Origin of the sequence: Cupriavidus taiwanensis (assembly GCF_900250075.1) — a bacterium.
Taxonomy (GTDB): domain Bacteria; phylum Pseudomonadota; class Gammaproteobacteria; order Burkholderiales; family Burkholderiaceae; genus Cupriavidus; species Cupriavidus taiwanensis_C.
Genome location: NZ_LT977071.1, coordinates 1,594,956 through 1,612,905, shown reverse-complemented (window position 1 = coordinate 1,612,905; position 17,950 = coordinate 1,594,956). Strand labels below are relative to the sequence as shown.

General features: G+C 68.7%; 16 protein-coding genes. 8 read left to right on the top strand and 8 right to left on the bottom strand.

The genetic code is table 11. The features are described 5' to 3' along the window. Positions 1-7: 7 nt before the first annotated feature. Positions 8-1,663 carry a GMC family oxidoreductase gene (locus CBM2588_RS23620; RefSeq protein WP_115682753.1) on the bottom strand — a complete coding sequence of 552 codons (1,656 nt, stop codon included), beginning with the start codon at positions 1,661-1,663 and terminating at the stop codon, positions 8-10. A 128-nt stretch (positions 1,664-1,791) separates the two neighbouring features. On the opposite strand from CBM2588_RS23620, the gene CBM2588_RS23615 reads away from it, so the two are divergent. Further along, the gene (locus tag CBM2588_RS23615) at positions 1,792-2,616 is read left to right on the top strand and encodes an IclR family transcriptional regulator (protein WP_115682752.1); all 825 of its coding nucleotides are present in this window, start codon (positions 1,792-1,794) and stop codon (positions 2,614-2,616) included. A gap of 21 nt (positions 2,617-2,637) precedes the next feature. Here the strand turns inward: CBM2588_RS23615 and CBM2588_RS23610 are convergent, their stop codons facing one another. Then, a complete protein-coding gene (locus CBM2588_RS23610; RefSeq protein ID WP_231942256.1) occupies positions 2,638-3,768 on the bottom strand; it encodes a LysR family transcriptional regulator in 1,131 nt (376 codons plus the stop codon). A 41-nt stretch (positions 3,769-3,809) separates the two neighbouring features. Between CBM2588_RS23610 and CBM2588_RS23605 the strand changes: the two genes are divergently transcribed. From CBM2588_RS23605 to CBM2588_RS23595, 3 genes are read left to right on the top strand one after another with little or no spacing between them, the layout of a single operon-like run. Further along, positions 3,810-4,799 carry a Bug family tripartite tricarboxylate transporter substrate binding protein gene (locus CBM2588_RS23605; RefSeq protein WP_115682750.1) on the top strand — a complete coding sequence of 330 codons (990 nt, stop codon included), beginning with the start codon at positions 3,810-3,812 and terminating at the stop codon, positions 4,797-4,799. Between the two features lie 26 nt (positions 4,800-4,825). After that, the gene (locus tag CBM2588_RS23600; RefSeq protein WP_115682749.1) at positions 4,826-6,325 is read left to right on the top strand and encodes a M81 family metallopeptidase; all 1,500 of its coding nucleotides are present in this window, start codon (positions 4,826-4,828) and stop codon (positions 6,323-6,325) included. 32 nt (positions 6,326-6,357) lie between these two features. Continuing rightward, positions 6,358-7,356: a tripartite tricarboxylate transporter substrate-binding protein gene (locus tag CBM2588_RS23595; protein WP_115682748.1), complete on the top strand. Its 999-nt coding sequence runs from the start codon at positions 6,358-6,360 to the stop codon at positions 7,354-7,356. A gap of 42 nt (positions 7,357-7,398) precedes the next feature. Here the strand turns inward: CBM2588_RS23595 and CBM2588_RS23590 are convergent, their stop codons facing one another. The 3 genes from CBM2588_RS23590 to CBM2588_RS23580 are packed head-to-tail and all read right to left on the bottom strand — an operon-like array spanning position 7,399 to position 9,468. Beyond that, a complete protein-coding gene (locus tag CBM2588_RS23590) occupies positions 7,399-8,034 on the bottom strand; it encodes a uracil-DNA glycosylase family protein (RefSeq protein WP_115682747.1) in 636 nt (211 codons plus the stop codon). Between the two features lie 52 nt (positions 8,035-8,086). Continuing rightward, positions 8,087-8,788, bottom strand: coding sequence for a hypothetical protein (locus CBM2588_RS23585; protein WP_231942255.1), 702 nt, complete (start codon positions 8,786-8,788; stop codon positions 8,087-8,089). A gap of 2 nt (positions 8,789-8,790) precedes the next feature. Then, complete coding sequence (locus CBM2588_RS23580; RefSeq protein ID WP_115682745.1) at positions 8,791-9,468, bottom strand: hypothetical protein; 678 nt, start codon at positions 9,466-9,468, stop codon at positions 8,791-8,793. Positions 9,469-9,865: 397 nt separating this feature from the next. On the opposite strand from CBM2588_RS23580, the gene CBM2588_RS23575 reads away from it, so the two are divergent. Beyond that, a complete protein-coding gene (locus CBM2588_RS23575) occupies positions 9,866-11,374 on the top strand; it encodes a PQQ-dependent sugar dehydrogenase (protein ID WP_115682744.1) in 1,509 nt (502 codons plus the stop codon). Positions 11,375-11,401: 27 nt separating this feature from the next. Here CBM2588_RS23575 and CBM2588_RS23570 read toward each other — a convergent pair whose 3' ends face one another. Both CBM2588_RS23570 and CBM2588_RS23565 read right to left on the bottom strand, forming a co-directional pair. After that, on the bottom strand, positions 11,402-12,412 hold the full coding sequence (locus tag CBM2588_RS23570) for a tripartite tricarboxylate transporter substrate binding protein (protein WP_115682743.1): 1,011 nt from the start codon (positions 12,410-12,412) through the stop codon (positions 11,402-11,404). A 25-nt stretch (positions 12,413-12,437) separates the two neighbouring features. After that, the gene (locus CBM2588_RS23565; RefSeq protein ID WP_115682742.1) at positions 12,438-13,619 is read right to left on the bottom strand and encodes a M20 aminoacylase family protein; all 1,182 of its coding nucleotides are present in this window, start codon (positions 13,617-13,619) and stop codon (positions 12,438-12,440) included. A gap of 161 nt (positions 13,620-13,780) precedes the next feature. On the opposite strand from CBM2588_RS23565, the gene CBM2588_RS23560 reads away from it, so the two are divergent. The 3 genes from CBM2588_RS23560 (at position 13,781) to CBM2588_RS23550 (ending at position 16,374) form a co-directional block, all read left to right on the top strand. After that, complete coding sequence (locus CBM2588_RS23560; protein WP_115682741.1) at positions 13,781-14,689, top strand: LysR family transcriptional regulator; 909 nt, start codon at positions 13,781-13,783, stop codon at positions 14,687-14,689. 75 nt (positions 14,690-14,764) lie between these two features. Continuing rightward, entirely contained in the window at positions 14,765-15,397 is a 633-nt protein-coding gene (locus CBM2588_RS23555; protein WP_231942254.1) for an AraC family transcriptional regulator, read from the top strand. A gap of 74 nt (positions 15,398-15,471) precedes the next feature. Beyond that, positions 15,472-16,374: a LysR family transcriptional regulator gene (locus CBM2588_RS23550; protein ID WP_115682740.1), complete on the top strand. Its 903-nt coding sequence runs from the start codon at positions 15,472-15,474 to the stop codon at positions 16,372-16,374. Positions 16,375-16,399: 25 nt separating this feature from the next. On the opposite strand, the gene CBM2588_RS23545 is transcribed toward CBM2588_RS23550, so the two are convergent. Further along, positions 16,400-17,932, bottom strand: a complete 1,533-nt coding sequence (locus CBM2588_RS23545; RefSeq protein ID WP_115682739.1) for a class I adenylate-forming enzyme family protein — start codon at positions 17,930-17,932, stop codon at positions 16,400-16,402. Between the last annotated feature and the right edge of the window lie 18 nt (positions 17,933-17,950).

The following is a 17,950-nucleotide window of genomic DNA, read 5'->3' as shown; positions in this document are numbered from 1 at the left end:
TGCCGCTTCAGGCCGCGGCGGCCATCGGCGCCGCGACGTCGGCGTGGTGGATCTCGCGCCGCGCGTCTTCGCGGATCAGGTCTGCCGCGCGCTCGGCCATCATCACCACCGGCACGTTGGTGTTGCCCGAGACCAGCGTGGGCATCACCGAGCAGTCCACCACGCGCAGCCCGCCGATGCCGTGCACGCGCAGGCGCGCATCGACCACCGCCAGCGGATCGGCGGCCGGGCCCATCTTGGCCGTGCCCGACGGATGGAAGATGGTGGCGCCGTACTCGCGGCAGAAGTGCAGGATCTCGTCGTCGCTGCGCACATCGTCGCCTGGCCGGAACTCGCGCCGCATCAAGCCCCGCATCGGTTCGGTCTGCGCCACGCGCCGCGCATAGCGCACCGCGGCGATGGTGCAGCGCCGGTCCAGTTCGGCCGACAGGTAGTTGGGCTGCATCGACGGCGGCTCGAACGGGTCGGTCGAACGGATCCGCACGGTGCCGCGCGACGCCGGGCGCAGCTGGCACACGGAATAGGTGCAGCCCGAGAACGGATGCACCGTGCCGCCGGCCATGTCGGCCGACAGTGTCGAGAAATGGAACTGCGTGTCCGGCGTGGCGCTTTCCTGCGGCAGGGCGCGGCAGAACATCGCGCCCTGGTTGATGCCGATCGCCAGCGGGCCCTTGCGCAGCAGCAGCCATTCCAGGCCCATGCGCGCCTTGCCGGCCAGCGTGCGCAGCTGGTCGTTGGTGGTGATGGGTTTGGCCACCTCGTAGATCAGCCGGATCTGCAGGTGGTCCTGCAGGTTTTCGCCGACGCCCGGCAGCGCGTGCACCACCGGCACGCCCAGCTCGTGCAGCAGCGGCGCCGGGCCGATGCCGGACAGCTGCAGCAGCTGCGGCGACTGCAGCGCCCCGGCGCACAGGATCACCTCGCGCCGCGCCCGCAGGATATAGGGCTGGCCATGCTGGGTGTAGCGCACGCCCACGGCGCGCTTGCCTTCGAACAGGATGCCGGTGGTGTGCGCATCGGTCTCGACGCGCAGGTTGGCGCGCCCGCGCGCCGGGCGCAGGTAGGCCACCGCGGTGGAGCAGCGCCAGCCGTTGCGCGTGGTGAGCTGGTAATAGCCCACGCCTTCCTGGTCGCCGCCGTTGAAGTCGGTCTGGCGCGGCAGGCCCAGCGCCTGCCCGGCGGCGACGAAGGCATCGACCAGCGGATGGCGCCTGTCGATCGAGGTGGCATTGAGCGGGCCCCCGGTGCCACGCGTCGGCCCGGCGCCGAGGTCGTTGTTCTCGAGCTTGCGGAAGTAGGGCAGGCAGTCGTCCCAGCCCCAGCCCGGATTGCCCAGCGCGGCCCAGTGGTCGTAGTCCTCGCGCTGGCCGCGCACGTAGATCAGGCCGTTGATGGCGCTGCTGCCGCCCAGCGTGCGCCCGCGCGGCCAGTAGATGCGGCGGTTCAGCATGTTGGGATCGGGGTCGGTATAGAAGCCCCAGTTCACCTGCTTGTGGAACATGGTCTTGCCATAGCCGATCGGGATATGGATCCACGGGTAGCGGTCGGGCGGGCCCGCCTCGAGCAGGCAGACCGAATAGCGGCCGTCTTCGCTGAGCCGGTTGGCCAGCACGCACCCGGCCGAGCCCGCGCCCACCACGATGTAGTCAACGGTTTGCGACATCGTCGCTGTCTCCTGTTGCTGGCCTGGGCACGTAGCCCGCGGCCTGGATTTATAATCTGAAACGTTCTGTTCCGGATTTTATTTTTCAAGGCCGGAATGGAAAGCCCAATCGCGAGGAGACGCCGGTTGTGAAACAGAACATGACAATGCCGTTTCAGAATCGCACTGCAGCAGAGGACGCGGCGCCGGAGGAGGACGCCCGCAGCCTGCGCGTGCTGGCGGTGCTGTCCAGCCTGGCGCGGGCGCAGCAGCCGCAGACGCTGTCGCAGCTGTCGCAGCGGCTGCATGTGCCGAAGGCGACGCTGATGCGCCTGCTGGCGGCGATGGAGCGCAGCGGCTTCGTGGTGCGGATGCCGGCCGAGCGCGGCTATGTGCCTGGTCCGGCCGCGGCGGCGTTGTCGCTGCAGACGCTGCGCAGCCCGCCGCTGCTGCGGGAATGCCGCGGCATCCTGGCCCGGCTGGTGGCGCGGCTGGGAGAGACCTGCAACCTGACCGCGCTCGACGGCGACCGCGTGCTTTACGTCGAGCGCGTGGAAACACACGAGCCGCTGCGCCTGCAGTTGTCGCCTGGCATCCATGTGCCGCTGCATTGCACCGCCAGCGGCAAGCTGTTCCTGTCAGCGATGAACCGGCTGGAACGCCAGCAGACACTGCGGCGCCTGGACCTCGCCGCGCACACGCCGCGCACGCTGTCCGACCTGCCCGTACTCAACACCGAACTCGACCGGCTGGCCGCGCGCGGCATCGGCGTCGATCACGAGGAATTCGTGCGCGGCATGTGCGCCGTGGCGGTGCCGGTGCGCGAACCGGACAGCGCCGGGCCCGGCCGGGTGGTCGCGGCGATTGCCTGTCATGCGCCGACCGCGCGGGCCTCGCTCGAAGCGTTGCTGCAGGCGGTGCCGACGCTGCAGGGTGCGGCGAAGGAGATGGCGGCGGTGTTGTGCTCGCACTGAGCCTGGCCGCAAGCTTTCCGCTCAGCGCTTGCTAACGCCAGCGGCAGCAACCGCGCGCGCGGCCAGCAACGGTACCGGCTGGGCCATGAAGGATTCGCCGGCCCGGTGCATGACAAGCTCGCGAAACAGGCGAGCCGGCGTGCGCGGCGTGAGTTCGTCGTTCCACACCGCGACCACCGGCTCCACGCGGCTGCCGAGTTCGAAGCGCAGCACTCTTCCCACCTTGGCCAGGGCGAGCTGCGCGGCGATGCGCTCGGGAAACACCGCGAGGAAATGACCGGCCTGCAACAGGCTGGCGGTGGCGGCGACATCGCTGGTGCGGATACCAAGCGTGGGTGCTGGCGCGTCCAGCGCCTGGAACGCCGAGTGCAGCAGGTGAAGCATGCGCGAGCCGGACACCGGAATACACCATTGCTGCCCGGACAATTCACGCGCCGTCAGCTTGCGGCGGGCGAGCAGCGGATGGTCGTGGCTGGCGACGATCACCACCTTCTGTGCCGGGACCACCGGCGCCGCGCGCAGCGCCGGTAGCGACAGGCGCGGATCGTCATAGGCGAACAGCAGATCCAGCGAGCCATCCACAAGCTGATCCGCCAGTTCGCCGATGCCGCCTTCGATCACGCTGATCTCCACGCGCGGATGATCCCGGTAGAAGTCGCTCATCGCCCGTGCCAGGAAGGGCTGCACCGACATCGTCCGAAACGCAATGCGCAACGCCCCCTGGCTGCCGGCGCGTACCGCCTCCAGCGATTCGGCGAGCCGTTCCAGCTGCGCCAGCAAGACCGCAGCATGCGACGCCATTTCCCGGCCGGGATCGGTCAGCCGCAGGCCGCGGCGGCCGCGCTCGAACAGCGGCATGCCCACGATGTCTTCGATCTCGGCCAGTGTCTTGGACACTGCCGCTGGGCTGACATGGAAGCGCACGGCAACGGCGGCGGCGGTCTGCATCTCGCTCAGCGCCAGCATGATGCGCAGATGCCGCAGCTTGAGGCGGCCAAGCAGGGTATGGATGAAGGTTTCGGCAGGCATGGCAGGCGAGTGCAGGGCTGACTGGCTTCTTTGTGGATTAACCATTTGCTCAATAAACAGCGAGTTTAATTCGCTTTTGGTATCGAGACCAATCCCATATAGTCGGCGCATCACCTGATTCATTCCAAGCCATCACGAGGCAATCAGACCTCAGGAGGAGACCAATGGAAGCAGTATGCCGATTGCGCTCGACCATGCGCTGCATGCTTGCCGGCGCAGCCTTGCTGACGGCCACTTGCGCAAGTGCCGCGACCGCGTGGCCTGACCGGCCGCTGCGCCTGGTCGTGCCGTTCCCGGCCGGCGGTTCCTACGACATCATCGGCCGGACGCTCGCGCGCAAGCTGGAGCAGCGGCTGGGGCAGCCGGTGGTGGTGGAGAACATCGCCGGCGGTGCGACCGTGCCGGGCGTGTCCTCAGTGCTCAAGGAAAAGGCCGACGGCAACACGCTGCTGCTGGCTAGCGACGGCACGCTCAGTATCAATCCGTACACGATCAAGGGCCTGCGCTATCGGCCCGATACCGACCTGACGCCGGTGACCATCGTCAGCACCGTGCCGCACTGGATCATCACGCGCGCCGACCGCAAGCAGATGACGCTGAGTGAACTGAAAGCGCATATCCAGCGCAATCCCGGCAAGGTGTCGATCAGCATCAACGTTGTGGCAGGGGCCGCTCACCTCGGCCTGGCCGACTGGAAGCGCCGCAATGGCCTGGACTTCACTATCGTTCCGTACCGCGGCTCGCCGCCGGCCATGGCGGATCTGATTGGCGGCCAGACCTATGCCCATGTCGATGTGATCGGCTCTTCGGTCAACTACGTCCAGGATGGCAAGGCCAAGCCGCTGGCCGTGTTGCAGGTGGAACCGGTTGCGCAGTTTCCTGCCCTCGAAACGCAGAGGCCGGGTGGTGCCGACGCACTGCAGGTGCGCGGCAACCTGGCGCTGATGGTCAAGGCGGGTACGCCGGCCCCGGTCATCGACCGGCTCTACCAGGAAGTGAAGGCGAGCGTGCATGAAGCGGACTTCGCCGCACGCCTGAAGACGCTTGCCTACGAGCCGGTCCTGTCCACCCCCGAGCAGGCCCGCCGCTTCCTGCAGACCGAATCGATCCGCTATGGCGCCATTGCGCGCGCGGTCGATCTCGAATCCAACTGATCCCTTGACGTTGTCGGAGCCAGTCCATGCGCTTTGTCATTGCCCTGATGCGGCATGAAACCAATACCTTTTCGCCGATCCCCACGCCACTGAGCGCGTTCAACCGCGGCAGCACCGACGGCCCGCTTTACGGTGACGACGCGGTGCGGGCCTGCCAGGGCACCAACAGCGCCGCGGCCGCATTCATCGATATCGCCCGGCGCCAGGGCGACGAGTTCGTGATGCCGTTGATGGCTAACGCAGTGCCCAGCGGCATGGTCACTGCCGAAGCCTTTGAGTCGATGGCGGCCACCATCGTGGAGGCGGTACGCGCCGGCTGCGATGCGGTGATGCTGGACTTGCACGGCGCCATGGTGGCCGAGGGTTATCCGGATGCGGAAGGCGAGTTGCTGGCCCGCATCCGTGCCGTCGCACCGGAGACGCCGATCGCGGTTGCGCTCGATTTCCACGCCAACTTCAGCGCTGCACTGGTCGACAATGCGACCGTGATCACCGGCTATTGCACCTATCCCCACGTGGATGTGTACGAGACCGGCGTGCGCGCCGCCCGTACCCTGATGGCGGCGCTGCAAGGGGAAGCCCGCCCGGTGTTGCTGTGGCGCACGCTGCCGATGCTGACTCACATGCTGCGCCAGACCCCGCGCGCGCAACCCATGAAGGACATCATGGAGCGTGCGATCACGGCCGAGCGCGATGGCGAGGTGCTCAACGCGTCGGTGTTCGGTGGCTTTCCGCTTGCCGATATCCCGCATACGGGCCTGGCAGTGGTGATCGTGGCTGAGACCACCAGAATCGAAGCGGGCCGGCGCTTGCTCGATGAGCTCTGCGGCATGGCGTGGGAACGCCGGGCTGATTTCGTCTTCCCGATCGAGCCGATGGCAGCATCCATCGCGCGCGCCAAGACGCTCGCGCAAGGTCCGGTCGTGCTGGTGGATCATGGCGACAACTGTGGTGCAGGCGGGCCAACGGACGAAATGACGGTGTTGGGCGAAGTCCTGCGCCAGGGGCTCGAAGGCGTGGTCGCCGGGCCGTTCTGGGATCCGGGCGCCGTGGTGGAATTGATTGCCGCCGGCGTAGGGCAGTCCGTCACGCTCGATGTGGGCGGCAAGACCGACATGCCGGCGCTGGACCTGAAGGGCCGCCCGCTGCGGCTGACCGGCCGGGTGCAGTGCATTACCGACGGCAACTATCAGGTCACCGGCCCGATGTTCACGGGCATGAAGCTGAGCCTGGGCCGCACCGTGGTGCTGGATGTCGCGGGCACGTTGGTGGTGATCTGCGAAAAGCCGCAGGAGCCGTTCGATACCGGCGTGTTCACGCACGCGGGCATCGACCTGTCGCGCCGCAAGTACATCCTGATCAAGTCGCGCCAGCATTTCCGCGCCGGGTTCGAGCCGATCGCCAGCGAGATCGTGCTGGTGGCCGGCCCCGGCGTCTGCAGCTCCGACTATAGCCAGTTTCCGTTCCGCAACCTGCGCCGCCCCATCTATCCGCTGGAAGCGCACACTGAGCTGGATGCTGCCTGACCGCAGCCGCCGCCCGTCAATCGGAGTCCCGCATGCTGTTTCTGAATTCCCTGCAACGGCTGGCCCCCGCGCTGGCATTGGCCCTGGCCCTGGGCATCAGTGCCGCTCCCGCCATGGCCCGCGCCGCCAGCGGCGAAGCGCCCATGCGCATCGTCGTCGGCTTTGCGGCCGGTGGCGCGCTCGACATTTTCGCGCGAACGCTTGCTGAAAAATTGCGTGTTTCGCTCGACACGCCTGTGCTGGTCGAGAACCGCCCCGGCGCATCGGCGCGGCTGGCACTGGAGAACGTCAAACGCGCGCCACCGGATGGCAAGACGGTGCTGATCTCCCCCGCGCCGCCATTCACCATCTTTCCGCTGACCTACAAGCGGCTGGCCTATGACCCCGACAAGGACCTGGTTCCCGTCGCCTACCTGGCCGACGTGCCGCTGGTGGCATCCGCCAGCATCAACCAGCCCTATCGGACCATGCCGGAATACCTGGCATGGGTGAAGCGCAACCCGGACAAGGGCGGCGTGGGGCTGGTCACGCTCGGCGGCAGCATTCACTTCGGGGTGCTGTCGCTCGGCAAGGCGATTGGCGTGCCCTTGCTGCCCACCGCCTATCGCGGCGCCGTGATGATGCTGACCGATGAGATCGGCGGCACGCTGCCGCTGGGTATCGATGCGGTGGGCGGGCAGATGGAGCTCTACCGGGCGGGCAAGATCCGTTTCCTGGGTGTCACCGGCACTCGCCGGTCGGCGCTGCTGCCCGATGTGCCAACGCTGGCGGAGGCGGGCGCGCCGGGGTTCGAGACGGCATCCGGCTGGTACTCGGCCTTTGTGCCGGCGGGGACGCCGCCGGCTGCGGTGGCGAAGATCGAAAAGGCGCTGCTCGACGCCGTCAAGGACCCCGCGGTGCGCGACAAGATGGCGGCGCTGGGCATGGAAATGAACGGCAAGCCGGGAGATGCCTTGCGCAAGCTGATCCAGGCGCAGCGCGCGCAGTGGCAGCCGGTGGTGGTGGCCTCGGGCTTTACGGCCAGCGAATGAGGCGCCTCGACAGGCTACGGCGCGGCAGGTATCGCGTGCAGCCTAGCCTGGCGGCATATCGCCAGGCCGCAGCAGCAGCCTGACCCGCTCCCGCAGCATCGGCAGCACCTCCGCCTCAAACCACGGATGCTGCTTGAACCACGGCTGGTTGCGCGGCGACGGGTGCGGCAGCGGTATGAAGGCGGGCGCGTAGTCCTGCCATGCCCGGACGGTTTCGGTCAGCGTGGGCTTGCGGCGCGCCCCGAGGAAATGCCGTTGCGCGTACTGGCCGACCAGCAGGGTCAGGGCGATAGACGGCAATTGTGCCAGCAGGCGGTCCATCCACAAGGGCGCGCATTCGGGGCGCGGCGGGTTGTCGCCGCCCTTGCCACGGCCCGGATAGCACAAGCCCATCGGGATGATGGCGAATTGCGAGGCGTCGCAGAAGGTGGCGTCGTCGACCCCGAGCCACTGCCGCAACCGCTCGCCGCTGGCGTCGTTCCATGGAATGCCGGTCTCGTGCACGCGCGTTCCCGGCGCCTGGCCGACGATCAGGATGCGCGCGCTGGCGCCGGCGCGCACCACCGGGCGCGGGCCGAGCGGCAAGTGGTGCGCGCAGGCGCGGCAGGCACGGACCTCGGCCAGCAGGGCCTCGAGCGCGGCGGGTTGGTGAAGCTGGATGTTGCGCTTCAGGTCCATTCCCGCACCCCGGAAAAACCGTCCCCGGTTTCTCGCATCGCCCGGGGCCGCGTCAGAAGCTCAGCGCGACCGAGACCACGGCGATCTGGTCGTGCGCGGCCGGGTTGAACCAGTAGACCGCACCGGAGACATGCTTGCCTTTCACTTGCGCAAACACGCCGCGCTGCAGATTGCGGCCATTGTCGGGCACACGCGTGCGCTGGGCTGCCAGGCCAAGCCGCAGCCAGTCCCGGGGGCGCCAGGCTAGCTCGCTCCATGCGTAGGCGTACCCGGACGGTTCGGCGTCCGGCACGTATTCGAACTCGATATAGGCATCGGCATAGCGGCCGGTCAGGGTGGCCTCGAACCCGCCCACGACGCTGTGCGTGCTGCCGGTGACCACGCCGAGGATCGGCGTGAAATCCAGCCGCAACGCCTCACCCCAGCCAAGGTTGTAGCCGACGAAGAACGAGTACGCATCCATGCCTTCGTAGTTGCTGCGCGCCTCCAGGTGCAAGACGCCGCGCTTGGCGATGGCGATGCCCGTGACATAGGCTTCGCTGCCGCGCGGCAGGTTGAGGTAAGCCGAGATCCCGCCGCTCCACGCCGGCGCCTCAGCGCTCGCCGGCGTGCCGCTGTCTTCGGCGGCATGCAAGGGCAGCGGCGCGATGGCCGCGGCCAGCACCAGGCAGCGTGCTGCCAGTCGCGGAGCCAGTAGCGCGGCCCGCGTGGGCGGCCGTGCCGCCGGACGTGCAGCGCTGCCTCCGGCCTGCACGGTCAGCCTCCCAGTGCGATGATGGCCATGGTCAGTGCAACCCCGACCAGCGTCATCGCCGCACCGGCAATCCATCCGCCGAAGCCGGCATGGCGCCCAAGTGCGATGCCGGCGCCGAACAGCATCAGGATGGTCAGCACGCGCGATACCAGCAGCGCCGTGGAGACATCAGTAAACACGATAAACGGCAGCGCCACCGGGAACGTCGCCAGCACCACCAGCAGGAAGATCCCGACCGCTGCCAGCAAATCCTGCGCGCTCAGCGTCGGGCGCGCGGGCAGGTCGGCGGAGCGGGCGAGGCGGCCTCGCAGTGCTTCCAGCTCGGCATCGTCGACCAGCGTGCGCAAGGCCGGCGAAAGCGCATCACGCAGGCGCGCGATGGCGTCTCCCGGGTCGCCGGCATTGCGAACCGCCTTGACCAGGGACAGCCTGCGGCCGCGCTCGGTCAGCGTGCGCACCAGGTACATCACGGCGTCGGCCAGCCCCCAGGCCAGGTTGCAGCCCAGCGCCGTGAAGAACATCGTGCGCGGGGCATCCGCCGGCGCGCCGACGGCCGACACCGCGCCCACGAAGGTCAGCGCCATGAACAGGCCGAAGCACGTCTCGCATACGCGGTCGACGGTATCGAGCAGCCGCGGCCGTGCTTCGGCCGCGTGGGGATCTAGGGAAGTAGTCAGCACTGGCTTGCACCCGGCAGCAACTGCCCACGGCGAAGGTCTGCGACGAAGCCCTCGCACCCGTGCCGGGGGCGACAGCATCGGGCCTGCGGCGCCCGGGCGGGCAGTATTCCGGGGGCGCGACCAGACGGCGAAGGCGGCGCCGCCGGCACTCGCCAACCGCCGCCGCATTTACTGTAGGCAAAGATTCACACCGATGATAGCGGCGCTGGTGCGGGAAACTACGCCTGTACGGAATGCGCGCTTTGAAGCGCATCTGCAGTGGTTGGCCGATGCCGCGCGCATGACATACTTTACAAGGGCAAGGCGCCCCCTGCCGCCGGACACGCCGGCGCAAGTGCGCGGCCGCGCAGCGGCTGCTGCATGCCAGGCGGTGCCCCGGCCGTCACAGGAGCCCGCCATGCCCGACGCACTGCGCCACGCGCTTCGCCGATTCGCCATCGCCTGCTGCCTGGGCCTTGCCGCCTGCGGAGGTGGTGGCGGGGGTGACAGCACCGGTGCCGGCGACGCTGGCGGTGCAGGCGGTGGAGGTGGTGGAGGGGGGGGAGGTGGCGGCACCGGCGGCAACGGTTCGCTGACGCTGGCCATCTCGGGCCTGCCGTCCGGAACCCCGGCGGCCATCACGGTAGCGGGGCCGGGACAGTTCCGCCAGGCCGTGGTCCAGTCGACCACGCTGTCCAACCTCGCGCCCGGCAGTTACACCGTCACCGCAGACAGCGTGCTGACGGGCAGTGCGCTGCGCAAGCCGCAGCTGCCGTCGCAGGTGGTCGCAGTGGCCGCTGGCACGGGTGTGACCGCCAGCGTTGCCTACGGTGCGCCGGAATCGATGCAGTTGTCGCTGGCGCAGGTGCCCGGCGAGTACTCGGCGCCGATCTTCCTGACCGCGCCCGCCGGCGATGCGCGCCTGTTCGTGGTGGAACGCGCCGGCCGTATCCGCGTCGTGCGCGACGGCGCGCTGCTGGCCACGCCGTTTCTCGATATTGCCGCGCTGACCACTACCGATGGCGAGCGCGGGCTGCTGTCGATGGCGTTCGATCCTGACTATGCGGCCAACGGCCGCTTCTACGTCTATTACACCGACACCGCTGGCGCCATCACCATCGCCCGCTACCAGGTCTCGGCCGCCAACCCGGACCTTGCCGACGCCTCGGGCACGGTGCTGCTGTCGATTCCGCACCCCACCTTCTCCAACCATAACGGCGGCCAGCTCGCGTTCGGCCCCGACCGCATGCTCTATATCGGCACGGGCGACGGCGGCGGTGGCGGCGATCCGGCGGGCAACGCGCAGAACGCGGCGACGCTGCTCGGCAAGATGCTGCGCATCGATGTCAGCGGCGCGGCGGGCTACGGCGTGCCTGCCGGCAACCCGCTGCTGGGCCAGTCCGGCAGCCGCGGCGAGATCTGGGCGCTCGGGCTGCGCAACCCGTGGCGGTTCTCGTTCGACGCCGGGTCGCTGTATATCGCCGATGTCGGCCAGAACCTCCTCGAGGAAGTCGACGTCGCGCCGTCCACCAGCGCGGGCCTGAACTACGGCTGGAACCTGACTGAAGGCAGTGTGTGCGTGGGCGCCGCCACCTGCGACAAGAGCGGACTGACCATGCCCGCGTTCGAGTACGGCCACGACGACGGCGGCTGTGCCATCGTCGGCGGCTACGTGTACCGCGGCAGCGCCAGCCCGGCGCTGCGGGGGCGCTACTTCTATTCCGATCTGTGCACCGGCAAGCTGCAGAGCTTCGTGTACCGCGATGGCGCCGCCACCGAACCGGTCGACTGGAACGTCACGGTGCCGGGCAGCGTGTTCTCGTTCGGCGTGGATGGCGCGCAGGCGCTCTATGTGATGGCCGATCCGGGCACGTCCGCAAACAGCGGGCGGGTCTACCGGATCGATGCCTCGGACGGCACGCCTTGATGCCTTGCCGCCGCAACTCGCCGCGCCTCAGGCCGCGTTGGTCTTGCGGCCGACGCCCTGGATCAGCTTGTTGACGCGGGCCAGGTACTGTTCGAACATCCGGTTCGCCTGCTCCTGGCTGTCGATCGGCTGCAGCACGGTGCGGCCCTCGGCTTCAAGCTTGGCGCGGATCTCCGGCTTGGCCAGTGCTTCGCCGATGGCCTTGCGCAGCACCGCCACGCGATCCGCCGGCGTGCCTTGCCTGACGAAATAGCCGCCGCCGATGGTGTATTCGAAATCCGGCACCAGCTTGCTCTGCGAAATCAGCGGCACCGACTTGAGCGCCGGTGGCAAGGCGCGCGAGAAGCTGGTCAGTATCTTCAGCCGGCCCTGCTGCTGCATGCTGTCGAAGCTGGACTGGTAGGGCAGGATGGCAAAGTCCACTTCGCCGCCGGCAAGGCCCTGCAGCGCCGGCGCGCCGCCCTTGTAGGGCACGTGCAGGAACGGCACGCCCAGGCGCGCGGCCAGCGCATCGCCCATCAGGTGATAGATCGAGTCGATGCCGACGGTGGCGTAGGTCAGCGACTTGCCCTTGCCCTGCCGCGCGAACTCGATGAACTTGTCCAGGCTGTCCACGGCGATGCCGTTGCGCACCATCAGCACGATATTGGCGTCGCTGATCGGCGCGGCCAGCAGGAAGTCCTGCGGCTTGTAGCGCGCCGCGGGGTTCAGCAGCGGCGCCAGGAACACCTCGTTGATCGAGCCATGGAAGAAGGTGTAGCCGTCGGCCGGCGCGGCCAGCACCTTGTTGGCGCCGATCAGTCCGGTGCCGCCGCCGTAGTTCTCCACCACCACCTGCTGGCGCACGCTCTTGCTGATCGATTCGCCGAAGATGCGCGCCGACGCATCGCTGGCGCCGCCGGCGGGGTAGGGCACCACCAGCGACAGGGCCTTGGCGGGAAAGGCATCGGCCGCAAATGCCGGCAGGCCGGACAGTACGGAAGCTCCGGCAGCAAGGCCGGCGTGTTGCAGGAAGCGGCGGCGGTTCAGGGTAGCCATGGGGGTTGTCTCCTCGGTTTCTTGTTCAGGCCAGATAGCTTTGCGCCAGGTGCGCCCAGAATGCGGCGCCGACCGGCAGGGCCCTGTCGTTGAAGTCGTACAGCGGGTTGTGCACCATGCAGCCGCCGTCTTCGCCCAGGCCATTGCCCAGCCGGATGTAGGCGCCGGGCCGCTGCTCCAGCATGTAGGCGAAGTCTTCGCTGCCCATCACCGGCGGGCGCTCCACCACGTTGTCCGCGCCCACCAGCCGGATCGCCGCCTGGCGCGCGAATTCGGTCTGCGCGGCGTGGTTGACCAGCACCGGGTACTTGCGCTCGTAGACCACCTCGGCCTGCAGGCGGAAGCTCTGTGCCTGCGCCGTGACGAAGGCCTGGATGCGTTCTTCGACCAGCGTGCGCACGCGCGGGTCCAGCGTGCGCACGCCGATCTTGATGGTCGCGGTGTCGGGCACCACGTTGTAGGTGCTGCCGGCCTGCAGCGCGCCCACCGTGATGACCGCCGACTTGAGCGCGTCGATCTCGCGGCTGACGATGGATTGCAGCCCCAGCACCATGCTGGCCGCGCCCTGCATCACGTCGATGCCATGGTGCGGCATGGCGCCGTGCGCGCCGCGCCCGCGCAGCGTGACCGTGGCGCGGTCGAACGAGGCCATGGCGGGGCCGGCGATCACGCCGATCTGTCCCACCGGCATGCCCGGCGAGTTGTGCAGCGCGTACACCTCGTCGCACGGGAAGCGCTCGAATAGCCCGTCCTCCAGCATGCGCAGCGCGCCGCCTTCGTTCTCTTCGGCCGGCTGGAAGATCAGGTTCAGCGTGCCGTTGAAGTCGGCGCACTCGGCCAGGTAGCGCGCGGCGCACAGCAGGATCGCGGTGTGGCCGTCATGGCCGCACGCATGCATCTTGCCCGCGATGGTGCTGGCATAGTCCAGTCCGGTCCGTTCCTGGATCGGCAGCGCGTCCATGTCGGCGCGGATCCCCAGAGCCTTGCTGCCGTGGCCCTTGCGCAGCGTGCCCACCACGCCGGTGGTACCCAGGCCGCGATGCACCGTGTAGCCCCACGCCGCCAGCTGTTCGGCGACCAGGTTGCTGGTCTGGCGCTCTTCGAAGGCCAGTTCGGGATGCGCGTGGATCCTGCGCCGGATGGCAACGAATTCCGGCGCGAGGGTCGCGATCGATGACTGCAGGTCGGCGGGCAGGGCGAGGGTCATGGGACATCGGGATGGTGGTGGTTCATCGCATTCTCACCGCAGGGGCGCGCCAAAACCATGACAACGGTAGCGACAAATCGTTGTATAAAATGCAACGATAAGAGATCGCGTGGCGCGGCCAGGAACGACAACGTTGCGCCGGCGCCGGAGGAGGCCAAGACATGGAAGACGTGCTGGACCGCAAGCGGGCGCTGTGCCTGCTGCAGATCATCGAGACCGGCTCGGTGCGCGGCGCCGCCGAAGTGCTGGAGCTGGACCCCTCGGTGGTCAGCCGCGCCGTGGCCAAGCTGGAGCAGGACACCGGCCTGGCGCTGCTGGAGCGGCGCGGGCGCGGCGTGGTCGCCACCGACGCGGGACGGCTGCTGGCGCTGTTCGCGCGGCGCCAGCAGGACCTGAACGACACCTTCCTGGCCGAGGTGAACAACCTGAAGAACGCCCAGCGCGGCCATGTCGAACTGTCCTTCGGCGAAGGCTTTGTCGACCTGGTGCTGGAACCGGTGCTGCAGGGCTTCCTGCGCAAGCACCCCGACGTCACCTGCAGCATCCAGGTGGCGGGCACGGACGAGACCGTGCGGCTGCTGCTGGAAGACCTGGCCCATATCGGCTTCGTGTTCCAGCCGCCCGACGATGCGCGGCTGCACTCGCACTATTCGCGGCTGTCGCCGATCCGCGCGCACGTGCACAAGGACCATCCGCTGGCGCGGCGCCGCCGCGCGCTGACGCTGGCAGACCTGGCGCAGCACCAGGGCGCGTTCCTGGCCGGTTCGTTCGGCGTGCGCAAGCATGTGCAGGCAGCGGAGCTGGACGAGCACATCACGCTCAAGCCGATGCTGGTCACCAACTCATTCAAGGTGCTGTGGGAATACGCCGCGATGGGGCTGGGCTATATCCTGACGGCGCGCTCGGTGCCGCTGAAGGAGCCGCAGCTGCGGCAGCTGGTATCGCTGCCGCTGGCCAATCCCATCCTGAACAACAGCCGCATCCACATCCTGACGCGCGCCGGCCGGCATTTATCGCCGGTGGCGGACGGTTTGCTGCGGCACCTGGTGAAGGCGTTTCCGACCGCCTGACACGGCGCGGCATGCGGCGGCGGCGAACGGAGTGTTCGGGAATGGCAGAGGCGCGCGCGCCGGATTGCGGCCATCATGCAGCTTGATCCTGTCCGCCATTCGCGCTCCGCCATGCATGTCCATCTGCAGTCTTCCATGCACGCCAGCCTGCAGCAGTTGCTGCTGGCCTTTCCGCTGTCGGTCGGCGCCGAGCGCGGCAGGGTGGTGGTCCGGCGGCGCGGCTACGAACGGGTGCTGCTGGCCGGCCAGCAGGCCACCCTCGAGCCGTTCGAGGCGTTTGCGCTGCGCCTGGATGGCAGCAGTGCCCAGCCCGCGGCATGCACGCTGGAGCTGCTGGGGCTGACCCCGGCGCAACCCTCCGAATGCCTGCATCACCGCATTGCCAAGCGGGTGTTCCTGCAGCCGCAGTACGCCTGGAACGCAGCCTTTATCGCGGAACGGCTCGGCATGTCGGCGGCGCAGTTGCGCCGCGCGCTGTTCGCGCAGGGGACCGCGCTGACCGACCTGTGCCGCACGCAACGGCTGATGCGGCTGCTGTTCGACGTCATGGCGGGCGAAGCGGGCCTTGCCGAGGCCAGGCGCCGGGTCGGCTGGCCGGCCGGCGGTGATCTGGACAGCGCATTCTATGATCGCTTCGGCGTCTCGCTGGAAGCGGCGCGAAGGCTGGCCGGCGGGCGCGCCATGCCGCGGCAGCGCTCGGTGGCGTGAATCGCGGCGCGGCTCAGGGGTGTTCCATGACGCGGTTTGCGCGATAATCCGTCGTTACGCCCGGGAAGGATGTCATGCGCTTTGATCTGGTCGACCTGAAACTGTTCACGCATATCGCGGAGGCCCAGAGCCTGACCGGCGGTGCACAGCGCTCGCACCTGTCGCTGGCCGCGGCCAGCACGCGCATCAAGAACCTGGAGGAACACGTCGGCGTCAAGCTGCTGAGCCGCAGCAGCCAGGGCGTGAAGGTGACCGGTGCCGGCGAGACCTTGCTGGCCCATGCGCGCCGCGTGCTGCGCCAGCTGGAGCAGCTCAGCGGCGACCTGCAGGAATACGCGGCCGGCGTCAAAGGCCATGTGCGCGTGTTCGCCAACACCACCGCCATGAGCGAGTTCCTGCCGGCGGTGCTGCGCAGCTACCTGGTCAGCCATCCGGACGTGACCATCGACATGCACGAACGGCTCAGCCCGGACATCGTGCGCGCGGTGCAGGAGGGCATCGTCGATATCGGCATCATCGCCGGCAATGTGCGTACCGATGGGCTGGAAGTCATGCCATACCGGCGCGACCGGCTGGTGCTGGCCACCGCGCTGAGCCATCCGCTGGCCGAGCGCGGCCGCGTGGATTTCCTCGATACGCTCGACTACGACTTCATCGGCCTGCCCGAGGACAGCGCCATCCACAACTTTCTGAAGCGGGCCGCGGCGGACCTGCAGCGCAACCTGCGCTGGCGCGTGCAGGTCAGCAATTTCGAGACCGCGTGCCGCATGGTCGAGGCCAATGTCGGCCTGGCCGTGCTGCCCGAGACCACCGCGCGCCGCCATGCCAGGGCCATGGCGCTGCGCATCGTCCAGCTCGACGACGAGTGGGCCGAGCGCCAGCTGCAGATCTGCGTGGCCGACCTCGACGCCTTGCCGCTGTTCGCGCGCAAGCTGGTGGACCTGCTGGTGGAAGACGGGCAGGGACGCCAGGACTGAGGCAGCACCGCGGCACGCCTGCGTGCTACGCCTGGCCCGCGAGCGTCTGCCGCAACTGGTGCTTGAGCAGCTTGCCGCTGGCAGTCGTCGGCATCGCCGCCACGCGCACGATGCGCTCGGGGCGCTTGTAGGGCGACAGGCGCCCGACCAGGTAGTCATGCAACTCCGGCGCGTCGAAGCGCTCGCCCTCGCGGATCTCGACGAAGGCGACCACTTCCTCGTTGCCGTCCGCGGCGGGCTGGCCGATCACGGCCGACACCCGCACCGACGGATGCGTGTTGAGCACCGATTCGACTTCGATCGGGTAGACGGTGAAGCCCGAACGGATGATCAGGTCCTTGGTGCGTCCGACGATAAACAAGGCACCGTCGGCATCCAGGCGGCCGATATCGCCGGTGTTGAGCCAGCCGCCGGGGCGCAGCGCCGCGGCGGTCAGTTCGGGCGCGCGGTAGTAGCCGCGCATCATGCCCGGCCCGCGGATCCACAGTTCGCCGGGCTGCCCCGGCGGCACCGGCTTGCCGTCAGCGCCGACCACCAGCAGGTCCGCCCCCGCGACGATCTCGCCCGCGGCGCAATCGGTGCGCGGCCGGTCCAGGCGCGTCACGAACATCGATCCCGCGTACTCCGTCATGCCGTAGCCGTGGTGCAGCGGCTGGCCGAATGCCGCCTCGACATCGCGCTTGAGGGTAGGGTCGAGCGGGCCGCCGCCGGTGTAGAGATAGCGCAGTCGCGGCGAGGGCTGCAATGGCACACCGGTGGCCCGCACGTGGGCCAGGATGCGGCTGAACATGGCCGGCACGCCCTGCAGCAGCGTGATCGCGCCATCGCGGATCGCCGCGGCCAGGTCCGCGGCGTTGAAGCGCGCACACAGGTACAGGCTGGCGCCGGCGTGCAAGGTCGATACCAGCAACGTGCCCAGCCCGAACACATGCGACATCGGCATCACCGCGTAGGCGCAGTCGTCCGGCTGCATGCGGCGCGAGGCCACGGTTACGTCGGCAAAGTGCAGCAGGCCGCGGTGCGTGACCATCACCCCTTTGGGCTGTCCGGTGGTGCCCGAGGTGTAGATCAGCGCGGCCACCTCGCGCGCCAGCGCTTCGGGCTCGCGCGTGGCGGTCTCGTCGACGGCGCCGGCCATCAACGGGCCCAGGCCGGCCGGGGCAATTTCGCGGGCGCGATAGCGCACGCCGTGGCGCAGCGCATCCGGCGAGGCCGCGTGGGTGAACAGCATCAGCCGCGGGTGGCAGTGGGCGCGGATCACCTCGATCTCGCGCTCGGACAGGCGCGCGTTGACGACCACCGGCCATGCGCCCAGCTCCGCCAGTGCGAACACCAGCGTGACCACCGCCAGGCAGTTCTCGGCCACCACCAGCACCCGGTCGCCGCTGCCGACACCCTGCGACTGCAGGTAGCGCTGCGCCTCGCCGATGCCGGCCCACAGTTGCGCATAGGTGGTGCTTCGGTCTTCCTCGAACACGGCGACATGGCCGGGCGTGTGCGCGGCCCAGTGGCGCGGGATGTCGCTGATGCGGGTGAGGGGGGCTCGGTCCGGTGGCATGATTCAGGCGTCCTGGTG